Below are 16,360 nucleotides of genomic sequence, written 5' to 3' on the forward strand. Positions count from 1 at the left end.
ACCGGTGGAACACCGTCCGCGCTGAGTCGTCACACAGGCGCTCTCCCGTACTCTGGAGTAGTGACGAGACCGCCGTTTGAGCCACCGACCGCCGCCGAGATCGCCGTGGTCTCCGATCAGTTGGGGCGCCCCGCGCGCGGTGTCGTCGGTATCGCCGCCCGCTGCGTGTGCGGAAACCCGACCGTCGTCGCGACGGCGCCGCGCCTGCACGACGGAACGCCCTTCCCGACCTTCTACTACCTGACCCACCCTGCGGCCACCGCAGCCATGTCGACGCTTGAGGCGACGCAGGTGATGCCCGAGCTGGCACAGATGCTCGATGAGGACGACGACGTAGCCGCCGGGTATCAGCGCGCACATGAGGCGTACCTGGCCGACCGCGCCCAGTTCGGCGAGGTCCCCGAGATCGACGGCATTTCGGCGGGTGGCATGCCGACCCGTGTGAAGTGCCTGCACGCGCTCGCGGGCCACGCCCTTGCGGCCGGCCCCGGTCTCAATCCGATCGGTGACGAAGCGCTGGCGCGATCGAGTTGGTCGCCCGAGCGGTGCGCATGCGCCGCGCCGGGCGCGGCTCTGCGCGATGCGGGTGACACTCCGGCATCCGAAGGGGACGCCTCGGAATGACGAGACGGCGGATGCTGTCGGGCATCGCCGCCATCGCGGTGATGACGAGCTCCGTGATCCTCGGCGCGGTGCCGGGGGAGCCGGCCGCCGCACAGGTGCACGACGCCGAGACCGAAGAGACTCCGGCACCGCTGCCGATTCCCGACGACCCGTCGGATCCGGTGCGCGCCACCGAGTATTGGCTCGATGGTGCGAAGATCCGCGATGCGTGGCAGGTCACGCGCGGCGAAGGTGTCACCATCGCGGTACTCGACACCGGTATCGGAGAGGCCGCGGGGATCTTCGGCGACGCTGTCATCGGCGGTACGGATGTGTCCGGGGCCGGTACCAACGACGGACGCACACCGGTCGGTGTGGTCAACCGGGCCCACGGCACGCTGGTCGGCTCGATCGCGGCGGCACCGGGCAACGTCGACGGTACGGGATTGATCGGTGTTGCGCCGCGCGCCGATCTGCTGTCGGTGTCTCTCGGGTTTCCCGGCACATCGGCCACGGTGCCGTTCAGCGACCAGGTGGCCGAAGGCATCAAGTGGGCGGTCGACAACGGCGCCGATGTCATCAACCTGTCGTTCACCACGAACACTCTCGACTGGGACAAGAGCTGGGATGAGGCCTTCCTCTACGCCTACGAGCACGACGTCGTCGTGGTCGCCGCAGCGGGCAACCGTGACAGCGGCACGACCATTATCGGTGCCCCGGCGACGATCCCCGGTGTGCTCACCGTCGGCGGCGTCGACCAGACCGGTGTGGCCAGCCAGGGGGCATCCACGCAGGGCATCACCATCGGTGTGATGGCGCCGAGCGAGTCGCTCATCGGCTACACGGCGGACGGCGAGATCGTCGGGTGGAACGGCACCAGCGGTGCCGCGCCGATCGTGGCCGGCGCCGTCGCGCTGGTGCGCGCGGCGCACCCTGACCTGGATGCCGCCAACGTCATCAACCGGATCGTCAAGACTGCCGTTCCCGTGCCCGAAATGCAGCGCACCCCCGACCCGCTGTACGGGTACGGGCTGCTCGACGTGCACGCCGCGGTGACCGCGTCGGTGCCGCGCGTGGAGAGCAACCCAATGGGAGACCTGCAGGAGTGGGTTCGGGTGTACCGACGAGCGGACGCCCCGGATCGGCCGGATCCGCAGGACACGACCGAACCGGTGACCATCCCGCCGTTGCCGCCGCCGGAGCCGCCCACCGAGGCGGGCACCCCGTTGCTGCCGACAGCGGAGTCACTGCGATACGGTACCCTGCCGCTTCTGGCGCTCACGGTGCCTGGTATCCTGATAGCGCTTGGCGTCACCGCAGCTGCCCGGCGCATCCGAACGGAGCGCGGTCGACGCGTTCCCACCCCCTGACGACGAGGAGTTGTCCCCCTGTGCCTCAGAACAGCACTGCACCCCGCATTCTGATTGTCGGTGGAGGCTACGCAGGTTTCTACACCGCATGGAAGCTTGAGAAGCACCTTCGCAAGGGTGAAGCTGATGTGACGATGGTCGACCCGCTGCCGTACATGACGTACCAGCCGTTCCTGCCCGAGGTCGCCGCCGGTTCGATTGAGGCGCGCCACGCTGTCGTCGCGCACCGTCGCCACCTCAAGCGCACCAATGTGATCACCGCGAAGGTCACCGGCATCGACCACGCGAACAAGGTCGCCACGATCACGCCGCCGGTCGGCGAGCCGTACGAGTTCGCGTACGACCAGATCGTCGTCACCGCCGGTGCCGTCTCGCGTACGTTCCCGATCCCGGGCATCGCCGACAACGCCATCGGGCTCAAGACCATCGAAGAGGCCGTCGCTGTCCGTGACCGCCTGCTGTCGAACTTCGACAAGGCGGCCTCGGTGCCGGCCGGTCCCGAGCGCGACCGTCTGCTGACCGTTGTCGTCGTTGGTGGTGGCTTCGCGGGTATCGAGGCATTTGCCGAGCTGCGCTCGCTCGCCTCGTCGCTGATCGCGAAGTACCCGCAGCTGTCGTTCGAAGACACCCACTTCCACCTCATCGAGGCGATGGGGCGGATCATGCCCGAGGTCTCGCTGAAGACCAGCGAGTGGGTGCTGAAGGACCTCGCCAAGCGCGGCGCGAACGTGCACCTCGACACTCAGGTCACCGGCGCTGTCGACGGCAACGTCGAGCTCTCGACCGGCCAGGTCATCCCGACCGACCTGATCGTCTGGACGGCCGGCGTGATGGCCAACCCCACTGTCGTTCGTGGTGGCGACCTGCCCGTCGAAGAGCGCGGCCGTATCCAGACCCGTGCAGACCTGCGCGTCGGAACCGCCGAGGAGCCCGTCGAGGGCGCCTGGGCCGCCGGTGACGTTTCGGCTGTGCCGGACCTCTCGGGTGGCGGGGTCGGCGGCTACTGCGTGCCGAACGCCCAGCACGCCGTGCGTCAGGCGAAGGTGCTCGCGAAGAACCTGGTGGCCGTGTTGCGCGGCGAAGGTACCCGCGAGTACTTCCACAAGAACCTCGGCGCCGTGGCCGGTCTCGGCCTGTACAACGGTGTCTTCCAGTCGGGCAAGATCGCTCTGAAGGGCTTCGTCGCCTGGCTCGCGCACCGCGGATACCACGGACTGGCGATGCCGTCGTGGGAGCGCAAGTGGCGCGTGCTGTGGGGCTGGTGGAACAACCTGTGGCTCGGCCGCGACATCGTCAACCTCGAAGCCGTGCAGCAGCCGCGCGCGGTGTTCGAGGAGTTCGCGGCGCGCCCGCGCCCGGCGGCCGCTGCGGCACCTGTCAAGGACGCTGCCGTGAAGGACGCACCCGCAAAGGACGCTGAGAAGACGTCGGCTGAGAAGCAGAAGGTCGCGGCGGGAGCCTGACCCTCTGACCGAACGCCTGCAGGGCCCGCGCGAGATGTCGCGCGGGCCCTTTGCGTGTCTCGGGCCTGGGTAGGCTGAGACCTGCGCCCCTATAGCCCAACGGCAGAGGCAGGCGACTTAAAATCGCTTCAGTCTGGGTTCGAATCCCAGTGGGGGCACGGAGTGACGTGTGGAGTGCGGGTGGGGCGGGTTCGAATCCCCGGCTGTTGACGCAGGTGCGGGGCCGCGCCGACGTGGTCGCCCCGCACGGAGGCACAGGAAGGGAACTCCGATCATGATCGTTGCAGGGCTCGTTTTGGCATCCGCTGCCGCGCTGGTGCATGTCTTCATCTTCTATCTGGAGTCCATCGCGTGGACCAGCCCGCGTGCGCGAAAGATCTTCGGCACCGGCACCGTCGAGCAGGCCAAGACGCAGAAGGAGCTCGCGTTCAATCAGGGCTTCTACAACCTCTTCCTCGCAGTCATCACCATGCTCGGAACCGTGTTCTTCGCCGCGGGCGCGCACACGGTCGGCGCGACGCTGGTGTTCACGGGCACCGGCTCGATGGTCGCCGCGAGCCTTGTGCTGCTGCTGTCGAGCCCCGACAAAGCGGGAGCAGCGTTGAAGCAAGGCGTGATTCCGCTGCTCGGCGTCATCGCCCTGGCCCTCGGTCTCGCACTCTGACGACGCGATCGCCCCGTATGGTGGAGGGGTGCTCGACCTCACCGCTGAACGGAGTCCGAACGCCGACGCCCGCGCTGACGCACGTCCGCAGACGGCCGCGTGGCGGTCGCCAGAGCGTTATTGGCGCTCGCTGAGTGATGCGACGGCGCACCTGCCAGCGCCGGTCGCGATCATCGAACAGGATGCGCTGCGGTACAACGCGCTCGATCTTCTGGTCCGTGCCGGGGGGTTGCCGATCCGCGTCGCGACGAAGTCGGTGCGCGTGCGGGCCGTGCTCGATGCCGTGCTCGCCATCCCGGGCTATCGTGGCATCCTGTCCTTCACGTTGGCCGAGGCACTGTGGCTCGCCCAGGAACACGATGACATCGTGCTCGGGTACCCCACAGTCGACCGCGCGGGGCTGGCGACGCTCGTCGCGGATGAGAAGCTCGCCTCACGCATCACACTGATGATCGACGACATCGCTCATCTCGATCTGATCGATGCCATCGCCGCTCCGGGTAGCCGTCCCGAGGTGCGCGTTGCGATCGATGTGGATGCGTCCTTGCGTTCTGCGACCATCGGGCACGTCGGAGTACGTCGGTCTCCGTTGCACACGGCTGCCGACGTCGCCGGGTTCGCGCGTCAGGTCGTCCGCCGCCCGGGGTTCCGGCTCGTCGGGTTGCAGATGTATGAGGCCCAGATCGCCGGACAGGGCGATGCTGCGGGTGCCGATGCCCCGCTGATCCGGATGGTGCAGGCGCGCTCACGCGACGAACTGCGCCAGCGCCGTGCTGAGATCGCGGATGCCCTGCTTGGTATCGCGCCGTTGGAGTTCCTCAACGGCGGGGGAACCGGTTCGCTCGAGTTCACCGGCAGCGACCAGTCCCTGACCGAGGCGACGGCCGGCAGCGGACTGCTCGCCGGGCACCTGTTCGACGGCTATCGGTCGTTCTCGCCGGCGCCCGCGACAGCATTCGCGTTCGACGTCGTGCGCAAGCCAGAGCGCGATATCGCCACGGTACTCGGCGGCGGATGGATCGCCTCCGGCCCCGCCGCCGCCTCTCGGCAGCCCGCGCCGGTGTGGCCTCCGCGTCTGCGCACGCTCCCCAGAGAAGCAGCCGGTGAAGTGCAGACGCCGTTGCAGGGCACAGCCGCGGGCGATCTGCGGATCGGCGACCGGGTATGGTTCCGGCACGCGAAGAGCGGTGAACCCGCTGAACGCATCAACACGTACCATGTGATCGCCGACGGGACCGTCATCGGAGAGGTCCCGACGTACCGAGGAGAGGGGAAGGCCTTCCTATGACGCGACCCGGGGGAGTCTGGCAGAACTGGGGCCGCTCAGCCACTGTGCGCCCGGTGCGCGTGGAACGGCCGCGATCCCCCGAGGGCGTGCAACGTGCGGTCAAAGCCGCCGTCTCGCAAGGCCTGACGGTGAAAGCCGTGGGCGCGAGTCACAGCTTCACCGGTATCGCCGTCGCCCCCGGCGTGCTACTGGAGCTCGACGACCTGCAGGGTCTCGTTTCGGCGGATGCCGCCAGCGGACGGGTCACGCTGCTCGGCGGCACACGCCTGCATCGCATCCCGGGTCTGCTGCGCCATTACGGTCTCGCGATGGAGAACCTCGGCGACATCGACCGACAGTCGATCAGTGGGGCGATCTCGACGGGAACGCACGGCACCGGCACAGACTTCGGCGGGATCGCCACTCAGGTGCGCGGACTGACCCTCATCACGGCGGAGGGGGAGTTTCTGCGCATCGACGAGACGCACAACCCCGAGCTGCTGCCGGCGGCAGCACTTGGTCTCGGTGCGCTGGGCATCATCGTCGAGGTTACGCTGCAGTGCGTTCCCGCGTTCATCCTGCACGCGATCGACGAGCCCGCCCCGCTCGACGACGTGCTCGCCTCGGTGCATGAGCGCGCCGTCGCGCACGATCATTTCGAGTTCTACTGGTTCCCGCACACCGAGGTGGCGCTGACCAAGACGCAGACCCGCCTGCCGGAATCGACACGACGACAGCCGCTCCCGCGCCTCGGCAAGTGGGTGGATGAGACGCTGCTGTCCAACGGCGTGTACCGCGTCGTGTGCGCCGCGGCGCAGGCGGTGCCGGCCATCACCCCTCGGTTCAACCGGCTTGCCGTGCAGCTGACCGGCGACCGCGAGTACACCGACCGTTCCCACACCGTGCTCACACAACGTCGCACCGTGCGCTTCCGAGAGATGGAGTACGCCCTCCCCGTCGACCAGCTGGTGCCCGCGTTCCGTGAGCTTCAGCAACTGATCGACGACCGAGGGTGGCGCATCGAGTTCCCCATCGAGGTAAGGTTCGCGACGGCCGACGACCTGTGGATGTCGACGGCGAGCGGGCGGGCCAGCGCCTATGTCGCCGTGCACCGGTACTGGCGTGCCGATCCGCGCGAGTACTTCGAGGCCGTCGAACAGATCATGCTGCAGCACGGCGGGCGCCCGCACTGGGGCAAGCTGCACACGCTCGGCGCTGAGCAGCTGCGCGAGCGCTACCCGCGGTTCGACGACTTCGTGGCGTTGCGCGACCGCCTGGATCCCGAGCGACTCTTCGGCAACCGGCATCTGGAACGCATTCTCGGCGCGTGACGTACCGCGCCGCCCAGCGGACGTGCAGTGACGGGCGCATAGGATGGATCTCGATCCAAGAGGGGGACCGCATGGAATGGCTGTGGCCGGTACTGATCGTCGTCGGCGTGCTGGTGCTCGTCGGTATCTATCTCTGGTCGACGTACAACTCGCTGGTGCAGCTCAACGTCCGCGTCGATGAAGCCTGGAGCGGCATCACCGTGCAGCTCAAGCGGCGCGCCGACCTGATCCCCAACCTCATCGAGACGGTGCGCGGTTATGCGGCGCATGAGAAGGCCGTCTTCGAAGGAGTGACGCGCGCACGCGCCGAAACCCTTTCTGCCAGCGGCCCGGCTGAGGCCGGCGTCGCCGAAGGTCACCTGCAGCAGGCGCTGCGCAGTCTGTTCGCCGTCGCCGAGGCATATCCGCAACTTCAGGCGAGCCAGAACTACCTGCAGTTGCAGCACTCGCTCGTCGATACCGAGGACAAGATCCAGGCGGCCCGTCGCTACTACAACGGTGGCGTGCGCGAGCTGAACACGAAGATCAAGGTCTTCCCGAACAACATGTTCGCCCGGGGGATCGGCTTCAACGAGCGCGAGTTCTTCGAGGTCGCCGACGACGGTGCGGTTTCGGAACCGCCGCGCGTCCAGTTCTGAGCCGCGAACTCAGCACTTTTCTTCTGCCAGCAGAAGCTTCAGATCGCGCTGACCGCTTCACGCGGGTGCTCGTGCCGATCGACCGGCGTCTCCTGTCCGTGCATGGCGCGCGCGATAGCATCCGAGGCATCGCCCCAGCCCGAGACGCTCAGACGTTCCAATCCCTGCCAACGCGCCGCGCGCACCAACTCTTCCGCCACACGGGGAGCGTCGCTCTCGGCGACGGCGTGCGGTTCCCACCAAGCCGACTGCACACGCAACACCGACGCCGCACGGTCGGCCTTCAGATCGACGCGGGCGACGATCCGGTCACCGACCAGAACAGGTAGCGAGTAGTAGCCGTAGCGGCGCTTCGCCGCGGGCACGTAGATCTCGATGCGATAGTCGAGTTCGAAGACGCGCAGCGCACGATCCCGGAACCAGATCACCGGATCGAACGGCGTCAGCAGCGCGGCTCGGTCGATGCGCCGAGCAACCACGGCGTCGCGGTGCCGCCACGCGGGCAGAGGTCGACCGCTGCGCTCCCAGCCGCGCACCGACACCGGCTCGAGCTCACCGGAATCGACGAGCTCCTCGACCGCGGCGCGCACTCCGGCCTGATCCCGCAGCCGGTAGTAGTCGTTGAGATCGGCCACCGTCGCGACGCCGTACGAGCGCGCAGCGCGGCGCACCAGTTCGCGCACCGCATCGGCCCGCTCAATGGTCGTGTTGCGCACCTCGGCCGGGATGACCTGCTCAGCAAGGCCGTAACGGCGCTCGAACCCGATGCGTCCGGCGATCGCGACCTCGCCGCACCGCCACAGATGCTCCAGAGCGAGCTTCGCGTCGTCCCAGTCCCACCAACTGCCGCGTTCCCGGGGTGCGTCGTCGCGCAGATCGGCGGGACGTAGCGGTCCGCGATCGCGCAACTCCGCGCGCACCCAGTCGAGGGTACGGGTATGCACGTGACCCCACTCGTCGGGGGAGGAGATCCGTTGCTGCCAGCCGCGCATGCGGAATCCCCACAACGGCCAGTCGTCGACGGGCATGAACGTCGCCTCGTGCGCGAGGTACTCGACGTAGTGGGTGGTGCGCGACAGGAACGTGCGATCCAGCATCGACGTCGGATACGCACCCAGCCGCGAGAACATCGGCATGTAGTGCGAGCGCGCGAACACATTCACCGAGTCGATCTGCAGCACACCGAGCCGATCCATCGTGCGGTGGAAGTGTCTGGGGGCGACGGCCGCGGGCATCCGACGTGAGAATCCCTGCGCCGCGAGAGTGATGCGCCGGGCTTCGGATGCTGTCAGCGTGTCCGCGCCGCGGCGCGGCGGCGTGCCGGTGGGTGTCATGCGGCCAGGCTAGCGGGCACCGCCGACATGGTTCCGGAACGCTCAGGTGCGCGTAAGTAGAATTGCACAATGAGCGACAACCCCAGGCCGAGGTTCCGCAATCCGTTCCGTCATGAGCCGCCGTCCACTCATCGAACCGTGCAGATCGAGTCCGATGAGGCCGTGCCGTGGCCGCTACGTGTGACGGCCGCCTACTCGTGGCGTCTGCTGGTCATCGCCGGCGCAGTCGCACTGTTCATCTGGCTGGTCATGCTGCTCAAGCTGCTGGTGATCCCACTGATGATCGGCATTCTCATCACCGCGCTGGTGTGGCCCGGCTTCCAGCTGATGGTGCGCGCTCGCTTTCCCCGGTGGCTCGCGATCACGCTCACCATCGTGGGCACGCTCGGCATCGTCGTCGGGCTCTTCTGGTTGGTGATCTGGCAGGTTCGACTTGAGCTGCCGGATGTTCAGACCAAGACGGAAGGCGCACTGCAGCAGCTCCGCACCTTCCTTCTCGAAGGTCCTCTGCACCTGTCGGCCGAACAGATCGACTCATTTATCCAGGACGGCCTCAACTTGCTCACCGAGCAAGCGTCGCTGCTGTGGAACGCGGCTGGAGCGGTCACCGGCACTGCCGCTCACATCGTGACCGGAACGCTGCTGGCGCTGTTCATTCTCATCTGCCTGCTCGCCGATGGTGGGGGGATCTGGCGGTGGACTCTGAAGGTGTTCCCCCGCCGCGCGCGCACGGCCGTCGACGCCGCCGCGACCAACGGTTGGGCGACGGTCGTCAACTACGCTCGCACCCAGCTCGCTGTCGCCGCGATCGACGCTGTCGGCATCGGAGTCGGGGCGGCACTGCTCGGCGTGCCGCTGGCGATACCGGTAGCTGTGCTCGTGTTTCTCGGAGCCTTCGTGCCCATTGTTGGAGCCGTGCTCACCGGGGCCGTCGCGGTCTTCCTCGCGTTGGTCTACAACGGCTGGTGGATCGCGGTCGCGATGCTCGGCGTCGTGCTGCTGGTGCAGCAGGTCGAGGGGCACATCCTGCAACCCATCATGATGGGTGCAGCGGTGAAGGTTCACCCGCTCGCCGTGGTTCTCGTGGTCGCCGGGGGAGCGATGATCGCCGGAATCCCCGGCGCACTGTTCGCCGTGCCGCTTGCCGCGTTCATCAACGTCGCCGCCGTGACCATCAGCACTGGTGCGTGGCGCACCGGTGAGGAACCTCAAGCAGACCTGATCTGGAGCACTGTGCCGCGTGAGCGACCGAGGAGGAACCGATGACCGCCGCCCCGAGCCTGGCCGAGTTCAGAGCCGCAGCAGACAGCCTGGACGGGGTGATCTCGCACACTCCTATCGAGCTCTCCCGCATGCTCAGCGATTCGCTCGGCGCGCCGGTGCTGCTGAAGATGGAGAACCTGCAGCGCACCGGATCGTTCAAGATCCGTGGGGCGACCTACCGCCTGGCGCAGCTGACGGCTGAGGAGCGCCTGCGCGGCGTCGTCGCGGCGTCGGCAGGGAACCACGCGCAGGGCGTCGCGCTGGCCGCGCAGTCGCTCGGCATCCCGGCGACGATCTTCATGCCGCTCGGTGTGCCCGTCCCGAAGCTGTTGGCCACCCGTGGCTACGGTGCTGAGGTCGTGCTCGAAGGCGAGACCGTGGCGACCTCGCTGCGGCTGGCGGCCGAGTTCGCCGAGCGCACCGGCGCGGTTCTGATCCATCCCTTCGACCACCGCGACGTGGTGATCGGCCAGGGCACACTCGGACTCGAAGTGTTCGAGGACGTGCCTGACGTCGACACCGTGGTGATGGGGATCGGGGGAGGCGGTCTGATCGCCGGTGTCGCCGCGGCCATCAAACAGGCTGCGGCCGAGGCCGGACGCACGGTGCGCATCGTCGGCGTGCAGGCAGAGAATGCCGCGGCAATGCCGTTGTCGCTCGCGGCCGGGCACCCGGTCGAGATCCAGACACAGCCGACGATCGCGGACGGCATCCTGGTCGCCCAGCCGGGGGCGGTGCCCTTCGAGATCATCAACGAGCTCGTCGACGAGGTCGTCACGGTGTCGGAGGACGATATCGCCCGAGCGCTGCTGGTGCTGCTCGAACACGCCAAGGTCGTCGTCGAGCCGGCAGGTGCGGTCGGCGTGGCCGCGATCCTGGCGGGCAAGGTGAAAGCCACCGGCACGACCGTGCCGATCCTCTCGGGCGGCAACATCGATCCGATGCTGTTGCAGCGCGTCGTCGCGCACGGTCTCGCGGCCTCGGGCCGCTACGCCACCGTGCGCATCCCTTTGCCCGACCGCCCCGGTCAGCTCGCCAAGGTCTCAGAGATCCTCTCCCAGGTGGGGGCGAACGTCATGGAAGTGCTGCACACGCGGCACGGGCACGGCCTGCAGATCAGTGACATGATCCTGCAGTTGTCCATCGAGACCCGCGGACCGGAACACACGCAGCTCGCGTTCGACGCGCTGCGCGCCGCGGGGTTCGAACCCTCCGTGATGCCGGACTGATCGGCTCGCCGACCGCAAGCACGAAACACGGCGGGACGCGCATCCTAGGGATGCGCATCCCGCCGTGTCGCTGTCCTGCGGCGGGTCAGCCGGTGTAGGTCTCGACGCCGATGATCTCGACGGCGATCGCCCGGCCGTTGGGCGCCTCATAGCTCGACTTCGCGCCGATCTTGAGGCCCATGATGGCCTGACCGAGCGGGCTGGCCTCGCTGTAGACGTCGAGGTCGCCACTCGCCTCGATCTCACGGCTGCCGAGCAGGAAGACCTCTTCGTCTCCGGCGATGAGCGCGGTCACGACGGTGCCCGGCTCGACGATGCCACGACTGGTAGGCGCCTCGCCGACCTTGGCGGTCTTCAGCAGCTGCTGCAGGGTGCGGATGCGCGCCTCCTGCTTGCCCTGCTCATCCTTGGCGGCGTGGTATCCGCCGTTCTCCTTGAGGTCGCCTTCTTCGCGGGCGGCTTCGATGCGCGCCGCGATCTCGTCGCGGCCGACGGTCGAGAGGTGTTCGAGTTCTTCGACGAGGCGGTCGTATGCCTCCTGCGTGAGGAACGGTACCTGAGCGTCTGTGGACACAGCGTGCTCCTTCGTGCGGGCCCCTTCAGGGGCTTGAGGACTCCGGGACGTCAACCGACTCCCGGGAATATGCCAAGACGCCCCGGCACGGGCCGGGGCGTCGGTCATCTTGGGGTTGATTCTAAGCGACCCAGCAGGACTTCACCAAACCCGTGGTGGCCTCGGCGACGGTCGGGATGCTGACGTTGACCGCGCTGGTGTGCTCATCCGAGGCCGAGAACTCGACGATCTTCCAACCGACGACGCCGAACTCGACATCGAGTGCCTCGACCGCGCAGGCGACGTCCGCGCCGCGGGGTGCCGTGTACTGGAATGTGAGATCGACGCGGTGCTCATCGACCACCGAGAAGCCGAGGTCATCAGCATCCACGGCATTCATCTGACTCGAGACGGTGATCCATCCGAAGTACGCCACCACGGCGGCGGCGAGAATGCCGCCGATGATCCAGAGCAACGGTCGGCGACCGGTGCGGCCGTATCGCTCATCGAGTTCGCGTGCGGTGGTCACGGGTCTCCTGTGTCTCGAGCGGCGGATAGGCTGGTACTCCCAGGGTATTCGACCTGCGGAGAAAAGGCGGACTCATGATCCTGTTCGGCGAGCAGACCCCGATGCCGACGCCCACGATGACAGTCGATCCCGATTCGGTGACGCCCGGTTTCGCGGGCTTCGCGATCATCGTGCTGATCGTCGTCGCCGTCATCCTGCTCGTGTGGGACATGAACCGCCGCATCCGCCGGGTGCGCTACCGCGAAGAGATCCGCGAAGAGCTGGATGCTGAAGAGGCGGCCCAGCGGGAGGCATCCGACGACGAGGGCGACGCGCGCGCCTGACGTCGCCGGTCAGACGCCGACGCGTGCGAACGCGTCGAGGCTGATCCCCTGATCGAGGATGCGCTGCGACCATGCCTTTGCGGAGTGCAGGCTGTGGTCGCGGTAGTTGCCGCACTCCACGGCCGAGACACCGGGTACATCACTCCACTCGGCGGGCCCCGCGATGAACTCGAGTCCGGCGCGGATCGCGGTCACGACATCGGCAACTGCCGGTTCGCCCCACATGATCAGGTGGAAACCGGTGCGGCAGCCGAACGGCGAGATGTCGATGACACCGTCGATGTGGTCCCGCAGCACGCTCGCCAGCGTGTGCTCGATGGTGTGCAGCCCCGCCGTGGGGATCTCACCCTCGTTGGGCTGAACGAACCGCACGTCGAAGTTCGAGATGGCATCGCCCTTCGGACCGTGCTCGACGCCGATCAGGCGCACGTAGGGGGCGATGACTGCGGTGTGATCGAGGGTGAAGCTCTCGACGTCGGCCATGGGATGCTCCTTGCTGCGGGGTGTCTCTCGAGCGTAGTCGCGTGGCCGCGTGCGAGGGACAGCGGGTTACGCAGGAAGACCCAGCGACGGGGCGTGCGGCGCGATCGAGATCAGCAGGCACGCGGTCCAGTGGCACAGGAACGCCAGCACCGTGCAGACGTGGAAGATCTCGTGGAAGCCGAAGTGCCCGGGCCACGGGTTCGGCTTCTTCAACGCGTACACGATCGCGCCGGCCGTGTAGAGCAGGCCACCTACACACACGAGCACCATCATCGCCACGTTGGCGTTGACCAGATCGACCATGTACATCACGGCGGCCCAGCCGAGTGCGAGGTACAGCGCGACGTACAGCCAGCGCGGCGCGTGGATCCAGAAGACGCGGAACAGGATGCCGAGAATCGCACCGCCCCAGACCAGGCACAGCAGAAGTACGCCCTTCTCGGGCGGCAACGCCAGCGTCGCGATCGGCGTGTAGGTGCCCGCGATCAGCAGCAGGATGTTCGCGTGATCGATGCGCTTGAGCACGACCTTGGTCTTGGGGCCCCAGTTGAAGCGGTGATAGACGGCCGAGTTGCCGAACAGCAGCAGCGAGGTCGTCATGAACACGGCGGCAGCCCATTTCGCGGGGGCGCCGTCGGCGAGCACGATCAGCACGACGCCGGCGGCGATCGCGATCGGGAACGTGGCGGCGTGGATCCAGCCGCGCCAGCTCGGTTTGATCTCGGCCACGGCATCGACCGCGGCGGCATCCATCAGAGGAAGCTGGGGGACATCGACGTTGTTCGCGGCTCGGGTGCTCACAGGTTCACTCTACGGTCGGCGGCATTCCCTGGGCCGTACATATCCTGGACGGTCACAGGGAGCAGGTCGCGGTTGGGGGTAGCGTAGGCACGTGAGTGCACGCGAGAGCTCGGGGCAGGGGCCCCTCTACCGGCTCTACGGAAATCGTCTTCGCCGGCGCATCGATCCGGCGTCCGTTCCGCACCATGTCGCGATGATGATCGACGGCAATCGGCGGTGGGCGCGGCAGTTGGGCTTCGAATCTGCGGCCGACGGGCACCGTGCTGGTGCCGCGAAGATGCGCGAGTTCCTCGGTTGGTGCGATGAGCTCGGCATCCGTGTCGTCTCGCTGTACCTGCTCTCGGCCGACAATCTGACCAAGCGCGACTCGCAGGAGATCAGCGACCTGATCGAGATCATCGCCGAGCTCGCCGACACGCTCTCGCAGCAGGGCAACTGGCGGGTGCAGCACGTGGGGCGCTCGGACCTGCTGCCCACCGAGCTGGCACGTGTTCTGGATGATGCGCAGCAGCGCACCAGCGGACACACCGGCCTGCACGTCAACCTCGCCGTCGGGTACGGCGGACGCAACGAGATCGTCGATGCTGTGCGCAGCATCATCGGGGCGCACAACGAGTCCGGCGGCACGCTCGATGACCTGGCCGAGCACCTCACTCCCGAGATGATCGGTGAGCACCTCTACACCGGGGGACAGCCTGATCCCGACCTCGTGATCCGTACCAGCGGTGAACAGCGTCTGAGCGACTTCCTGCTGTGGCAGAGTGCGCACAGCGAGTTCTACTTCGTCGAGGCGTTGGGGCCGGACTTGCGCAAGGTCGACTTCCTGCGGGCCATCCGCGATTTCGCAGACCGCGACCGGCGCTTCGGGCGCTGAGACCCGGGCGCACAGGTTCGCGGATGCCGCGTCGAGGGCATCCGATCACTTCCCGTTCCCTGAACGTTAAGGCGACACGCCCGCCGCGTCGGTGGCGATCACGGACGTGGCGGGCGTACCTTCAAGGCATCGGGTACCGTACCCGATCGGGTCGGCCACCAGGTTCGCGACTCGTGGCCCCTGGTCGACTCGCTGCAGAGCCGGGATCAGCTCCCGGGAAGTAGGAGTGGATCGTGACCACACGTACAGCGCAGCAGCCGGCCACCAACCGGACCAACGGGACTCGATCCGTGTCGCAGGACGACACGGATCTTCGCACTTATGTGCTCGACACCTCGGTGCTCCTCAGCGACCCGCAGGCACTGTTCCGCTTCGCGGAGCATTCGATCGTGCTGCCGGTGGTCGTGATCACCGAGCTTGAGGGCAAGCGCCACGACCCCGAGCTGGGCTACTTCGCCCGCCGCGCCCTGCGTCACCTGGATGACCTGCGCATCGAACACGGACGTCTTGACTTTCCTGTGGAGGTCGGTGACGGCGGCACGCTGCGTGTCGAACTCGGCAATGCCGACATGTCGCTCCTGCCTGCGGGCATCCGACTCACCGACAACGACAGTCGCATCCTCGCGACGGCCGCTCAGCTCGCGCAGGACGGGCAGCGCGTCACTATCGTCTCGAAGGATCTGCCGATGCGGGTCAAGGCCGCGTCGCTGGGGCTGGCCGCCGAGGAATACCTCGCCGAGCAGGCGGTGGATTCGGGGTGGAACGGCATCACGACTCTCGATCTTTCGGGCGATGAGATGAGCGACCTGTACGAAACCGAGGTCGGCCTCAGCGAGGACGTGCGCGGCGTACCCGTCAACACGGGCCTGATCATCCATTCCGAACGCGGGTCGGCTCTGGGACGCGTCGTCGGTGACGGCGAGTTCCGGCTGGTGCGCGGCGACCGCGAGGTGTTCGGGATGCATGGCCGTTCGGCCGAGCAGCGCATCGCGATCGATGTGCTGCTTGATCCCGAGGTGGGTATCGTCTCGCTCGGCGGACGAGCCGGCACGGGCAAGTCGGCGCTGGCGTTGTGCGCAGGTCTCGAATCGGTGCTGGAACGCCAGCAGCAGAAGAAGATCATCGTCTTCCGTCCGCTGTTCGCCGTCGGCGGGCAGGAGCTCGGCTACCTGCCCGGCGATCAGGGCGAGAAGATGAACCCATGGGGGCAGGCGGTCTTCGACACCCTCGGTTCGGTCGTGTCGGGCAACGTGCTCGACGAGGTCATCGAGCGGGGGATGCTGGAGGTGCTGCCGCTCACGCACATCCGTGGACGCTCGTTGCACGACGCGTTCGTGATCGTCGATGAGGCGCAGTCGCTGGAACGCAACGTGCTGCTGACGGTGCTGAGCCGCGTCGGACAGAACTCGCGGGTCGTGTTGACGCACGACGTCGGTCAGCGCGACAACCTGCGCGTGGGACGGCACGACGGCGTCGCGAGTGTGATCGAGACGTTGAAGGGCCATGACCTGTTCGCACACGTGACGTTGCAGCGCTCGGAGCGTTCGGCGATCGCGGCGCTGGTCACTGATCTGCTGGAGGGCAGCGAGCTCAGCTGAGGGGGTCGAGCTCGCCCCGCGCCCGGTTGCCGCGCTG

Annotated in this window: 17 protein-coding genes and 1 tRNA gene; 13 read left to right on the top strand and 5 right to left on the bottom strand. The window is 67.4% G+C overall.

Annotated elements, in window-relative coordinates; genetic code table 11:
- Positions 1-60 precede the first annotated feature (60 nt).
- From PTQ19_RS04370 to PTQ19_RS04405, 8 genes are all read left to right on the top strand, one after another.
- Entirely contained in the window at positions 61-624 is a 564-nt protein-coding gene (locus tag PTQ19_RS04370; RefSeq protein WP_274368603.1) for a DUF501 domain-containing protein, read from the top strand.
- On the top strand, positions 621-1,973 hold the full coding sequence (locus PTQ19_RS04375) for a S8 family peptidase (RefSeq protein WP_274368604.1): 1,353 nt from the start codon (positions 621-623) through the stop codon (positions 1,971-1,973). Before PTQ19_RS04370 ends, PTQ19_RS04375 begins: the two co-directional genes overlap by 4 nt.
- Positions 1,974-1,993: 20 nt before the next feature.
- The gene (locus PTQ19_RS04380) at positions 1,994-3,436 is read left to right on the top strand and encodes an NAD(P)/FAD-dependent oxidoreductase (RefSeq protein WP_179411428.1); all 1,443 of its coding nucleotides are present in this window, start codon (positions 1,994-1,996) and stop codon (positions 3,434-3,436) included.
- Between the two features lie 85 nt (positions 3,437-3,521).
- Positions 3,522-3,594: transfer RNA gene (locus PTQ19_RS04385), tRNA-Leu, on the top strand.
- 116 nt (positions 3,595-3,710) lie between these two features.
- A complete protein-coding gene (locus tag PTQ19_RS04390) occupies positions 3,711-4,100 on the top strand; it encodes a DUF1304 domain-containing protein (protein ID WP_206820818.1) in 390 nt (129 codons plus the stop codon).
- 28 nt (positions 4,101-4,128) lie between these two features.
- Positions 4,129-5,388: an alanine racemase gene (locus PTQ19_RS04395; RefSeq protein ID WP_274368605.1), complete on the top strand. Its 1,260-nt coding sequence runs from the start codon at positions 4,129-4,131 to the stop codon at positions 5,386-5,388.
- Complete coding sequence (locus tag PTQ19_RS04400; protein ID WP_274368606.1) at positions 5,385-6,698, top strand: D-arabinono-1,4-lactone oxidase; 1,314 nt, start codon at positions 5,385-5,387, stop codon at positions 6,696-6,698. Before PTQ19_RS04395 ends, PTQ19_RS04400 begins: the two co-directional genes overlap by 4 nt.
- A gap of 71 nt (positions 6,699-6,769) precedes the next feature.
- Positions 6,770-7,336, top strand: a complete 567-nt coding sequence (locus tag PTQ19_RS04405) for a LemA family protein (RefSeq protein ID WP_179411423.1) — start codon at positions 6,770-6,772, stop codon at positions 7,334-7,336.
- A 38-nt stretch (positions 7,337-7,374) separates the two neighbouring features.
- On the opposite strand, the gene PTQ19_RS04410 is transcribed toward PTQ19_RS04405, so the two are convergent.
- Positions 7,375-8,670: a winged helix-turn-helix domain-containing protein gene (locus PTQ19_RS04410; RefSeq protein WP_274368607.1), complete on the bottom strand. Its 1,296-nt coding sequence runs from the start codon at positions 8,668-8,670 to the stop codon at positions 7,375-7,377.
- 69 nt (positions 8,671-8,739) lie between these two features.
- Between PTQ19_RS04410 and PTQ19_RS04415 the strand changes: the two genes are divergently transcribed.
- Both PTQ19_RS04415 and ilvA read left to right on the top strand, forming a co-directional pair.
- Positions 8,740-9,936 (top strand): AI-2E family transporter, encoded by a 1,197-nt coding sequence (locus PTQ19_RS04415; protein WP_274368608.1) that lies wholly within the window; start codon positions 8,740-8,742, stop codon positions 9,934-9,936.
- Positions 9,933-11,162 (top strand): threonine ammonia-lyase, encoded by a 1,230-nt coding sequence (ilvA, locus tag PTQ19_RS04420; protein WP_274368609.1) that lies wholly within the window; start codon positions 9,933-9,935, stop codon positions 11,160-11,162. The genes PTQ19_RS04415 and ilvA overlap by 4 nt, the downstream gene beginning before the upstream one ends.
- A gap of 85 nt (positions 11,163-11,247) precedes the next feature.
- Here the strand turns inward: ilvA and greA are convergent, their stop codons facing one another.
- Positions 11,248-11,736 carry a transcription elongation factor GreA gene (gene greA / locus PTQ19_RS04425; protein ID WP_179411419.1) on the bottom strand — a complete coding sequence of 163 codons (489 nt, stop codon included), beginning with the start codon at positions 11,734-11,736 and terminating at the stop codon, positions 11,248-11,250.
- A gap of 121 nt (positions 11,737-11,857) precedes the next feature.
- Positions 11,858-12,244 carry a DUF4307 domain-containing protein gene (locus PTQ19_RS04430; protein ID WP_179411418.1) on the bottom strand — a complete coding sequence of 129 codons (387 nt, stop codon included), beginning with the start codon at positions 12,242-12,244 and terminating at the stop codon, positions 11,858-11,860.
- Between the two features lie 74 nt (positions 12,245-12,318).
- Here PTQ19_RS04430 and PTQ19_RS04435 point away from each other — a divergent pair, with 74 nt between their 5' ends.
- Complete coding sequence (locus PTQ19_RS04435; protein ID WP_179411417.1) at positions 12,319-12,567, top strand: hypothetical protein; 249 nt, start codon at positions 12,319-12,321, stop codon at positions 12,565-12,567.
- Between the two features lie 9 nt (positions 12,568-12,576).
- Here the strand turns inward: PTQ19_RS04435 and PTQ19_RS04440 are convergent, their stop codons facing one another.
- Together PTQ19_RS04440 and trhA are read right to left on the bottom strand one after the other, a co-directional pair.
- A complete protein-coding gene (locus PTQ19_RS04440) occupies positions 12,577-13,050 on the bottom strand; it encodes an S-ribosylhomocysteine lyase (RefSeq protein ID WP_179411416.1) in 474 nt (157 codons plus the stop codon).
- 66 nt (positions 13,051-13,116) lie between these two features.
- Positions 13,117-13,803 carry a PAQR family membrane homeostasis protein TrhA gene (gene trhA, locus PTQ19_RS04445; RefSeq protein ID WP_179411926.1) on the bottom strand — a complete coding sequence of 229 codons (687 nt, stop codon included), beginning with the start codon at positions 13,801-13,803 and terminating at the stop codon, positions 13,117-13,119.
- Between the two features lie 139 nt (positions 13,804-13,942).
- On the opposite strand from trhA, the gene PTQ19_RS04450 reads away from it, so the two are divergent.
- Positions 13,943-14,725 carry an isoprenyl transferase gene (locus PTQ19_RS04450; protein ID WP_179411415.1) on the top strand — a complete coding sequence of 261 codons (783 nt, stop codon included), beginning with the start codon at positions 13,943-13,945 and terminating at the stop codon, positions 14,723-14,725.
- 290 nt (positions 14,726-15,015) lie between these two features.
- A complete protein-coding gene (locus PTQ19_RS04455) occupies positions 15,016-16,323 on the top strand; it encodes a PhoH family protein (protein WP_274369028.1) in 1,308 nt (435 codons plus the stop codon).
- Positions 16,324-16,360 lie beyond the last annotated feature (37 nt).

The sequence above is a fragment of the Microbacterium esteraromaticum genome (genome assembly GCF_028747645.1).
Lineage (GTDB): Bacteria > Actinomycetota > Actinomycetes > Actinomycetales > Microbacteriaceae > Microbacterium > Microbacterium esteraromaticum_C.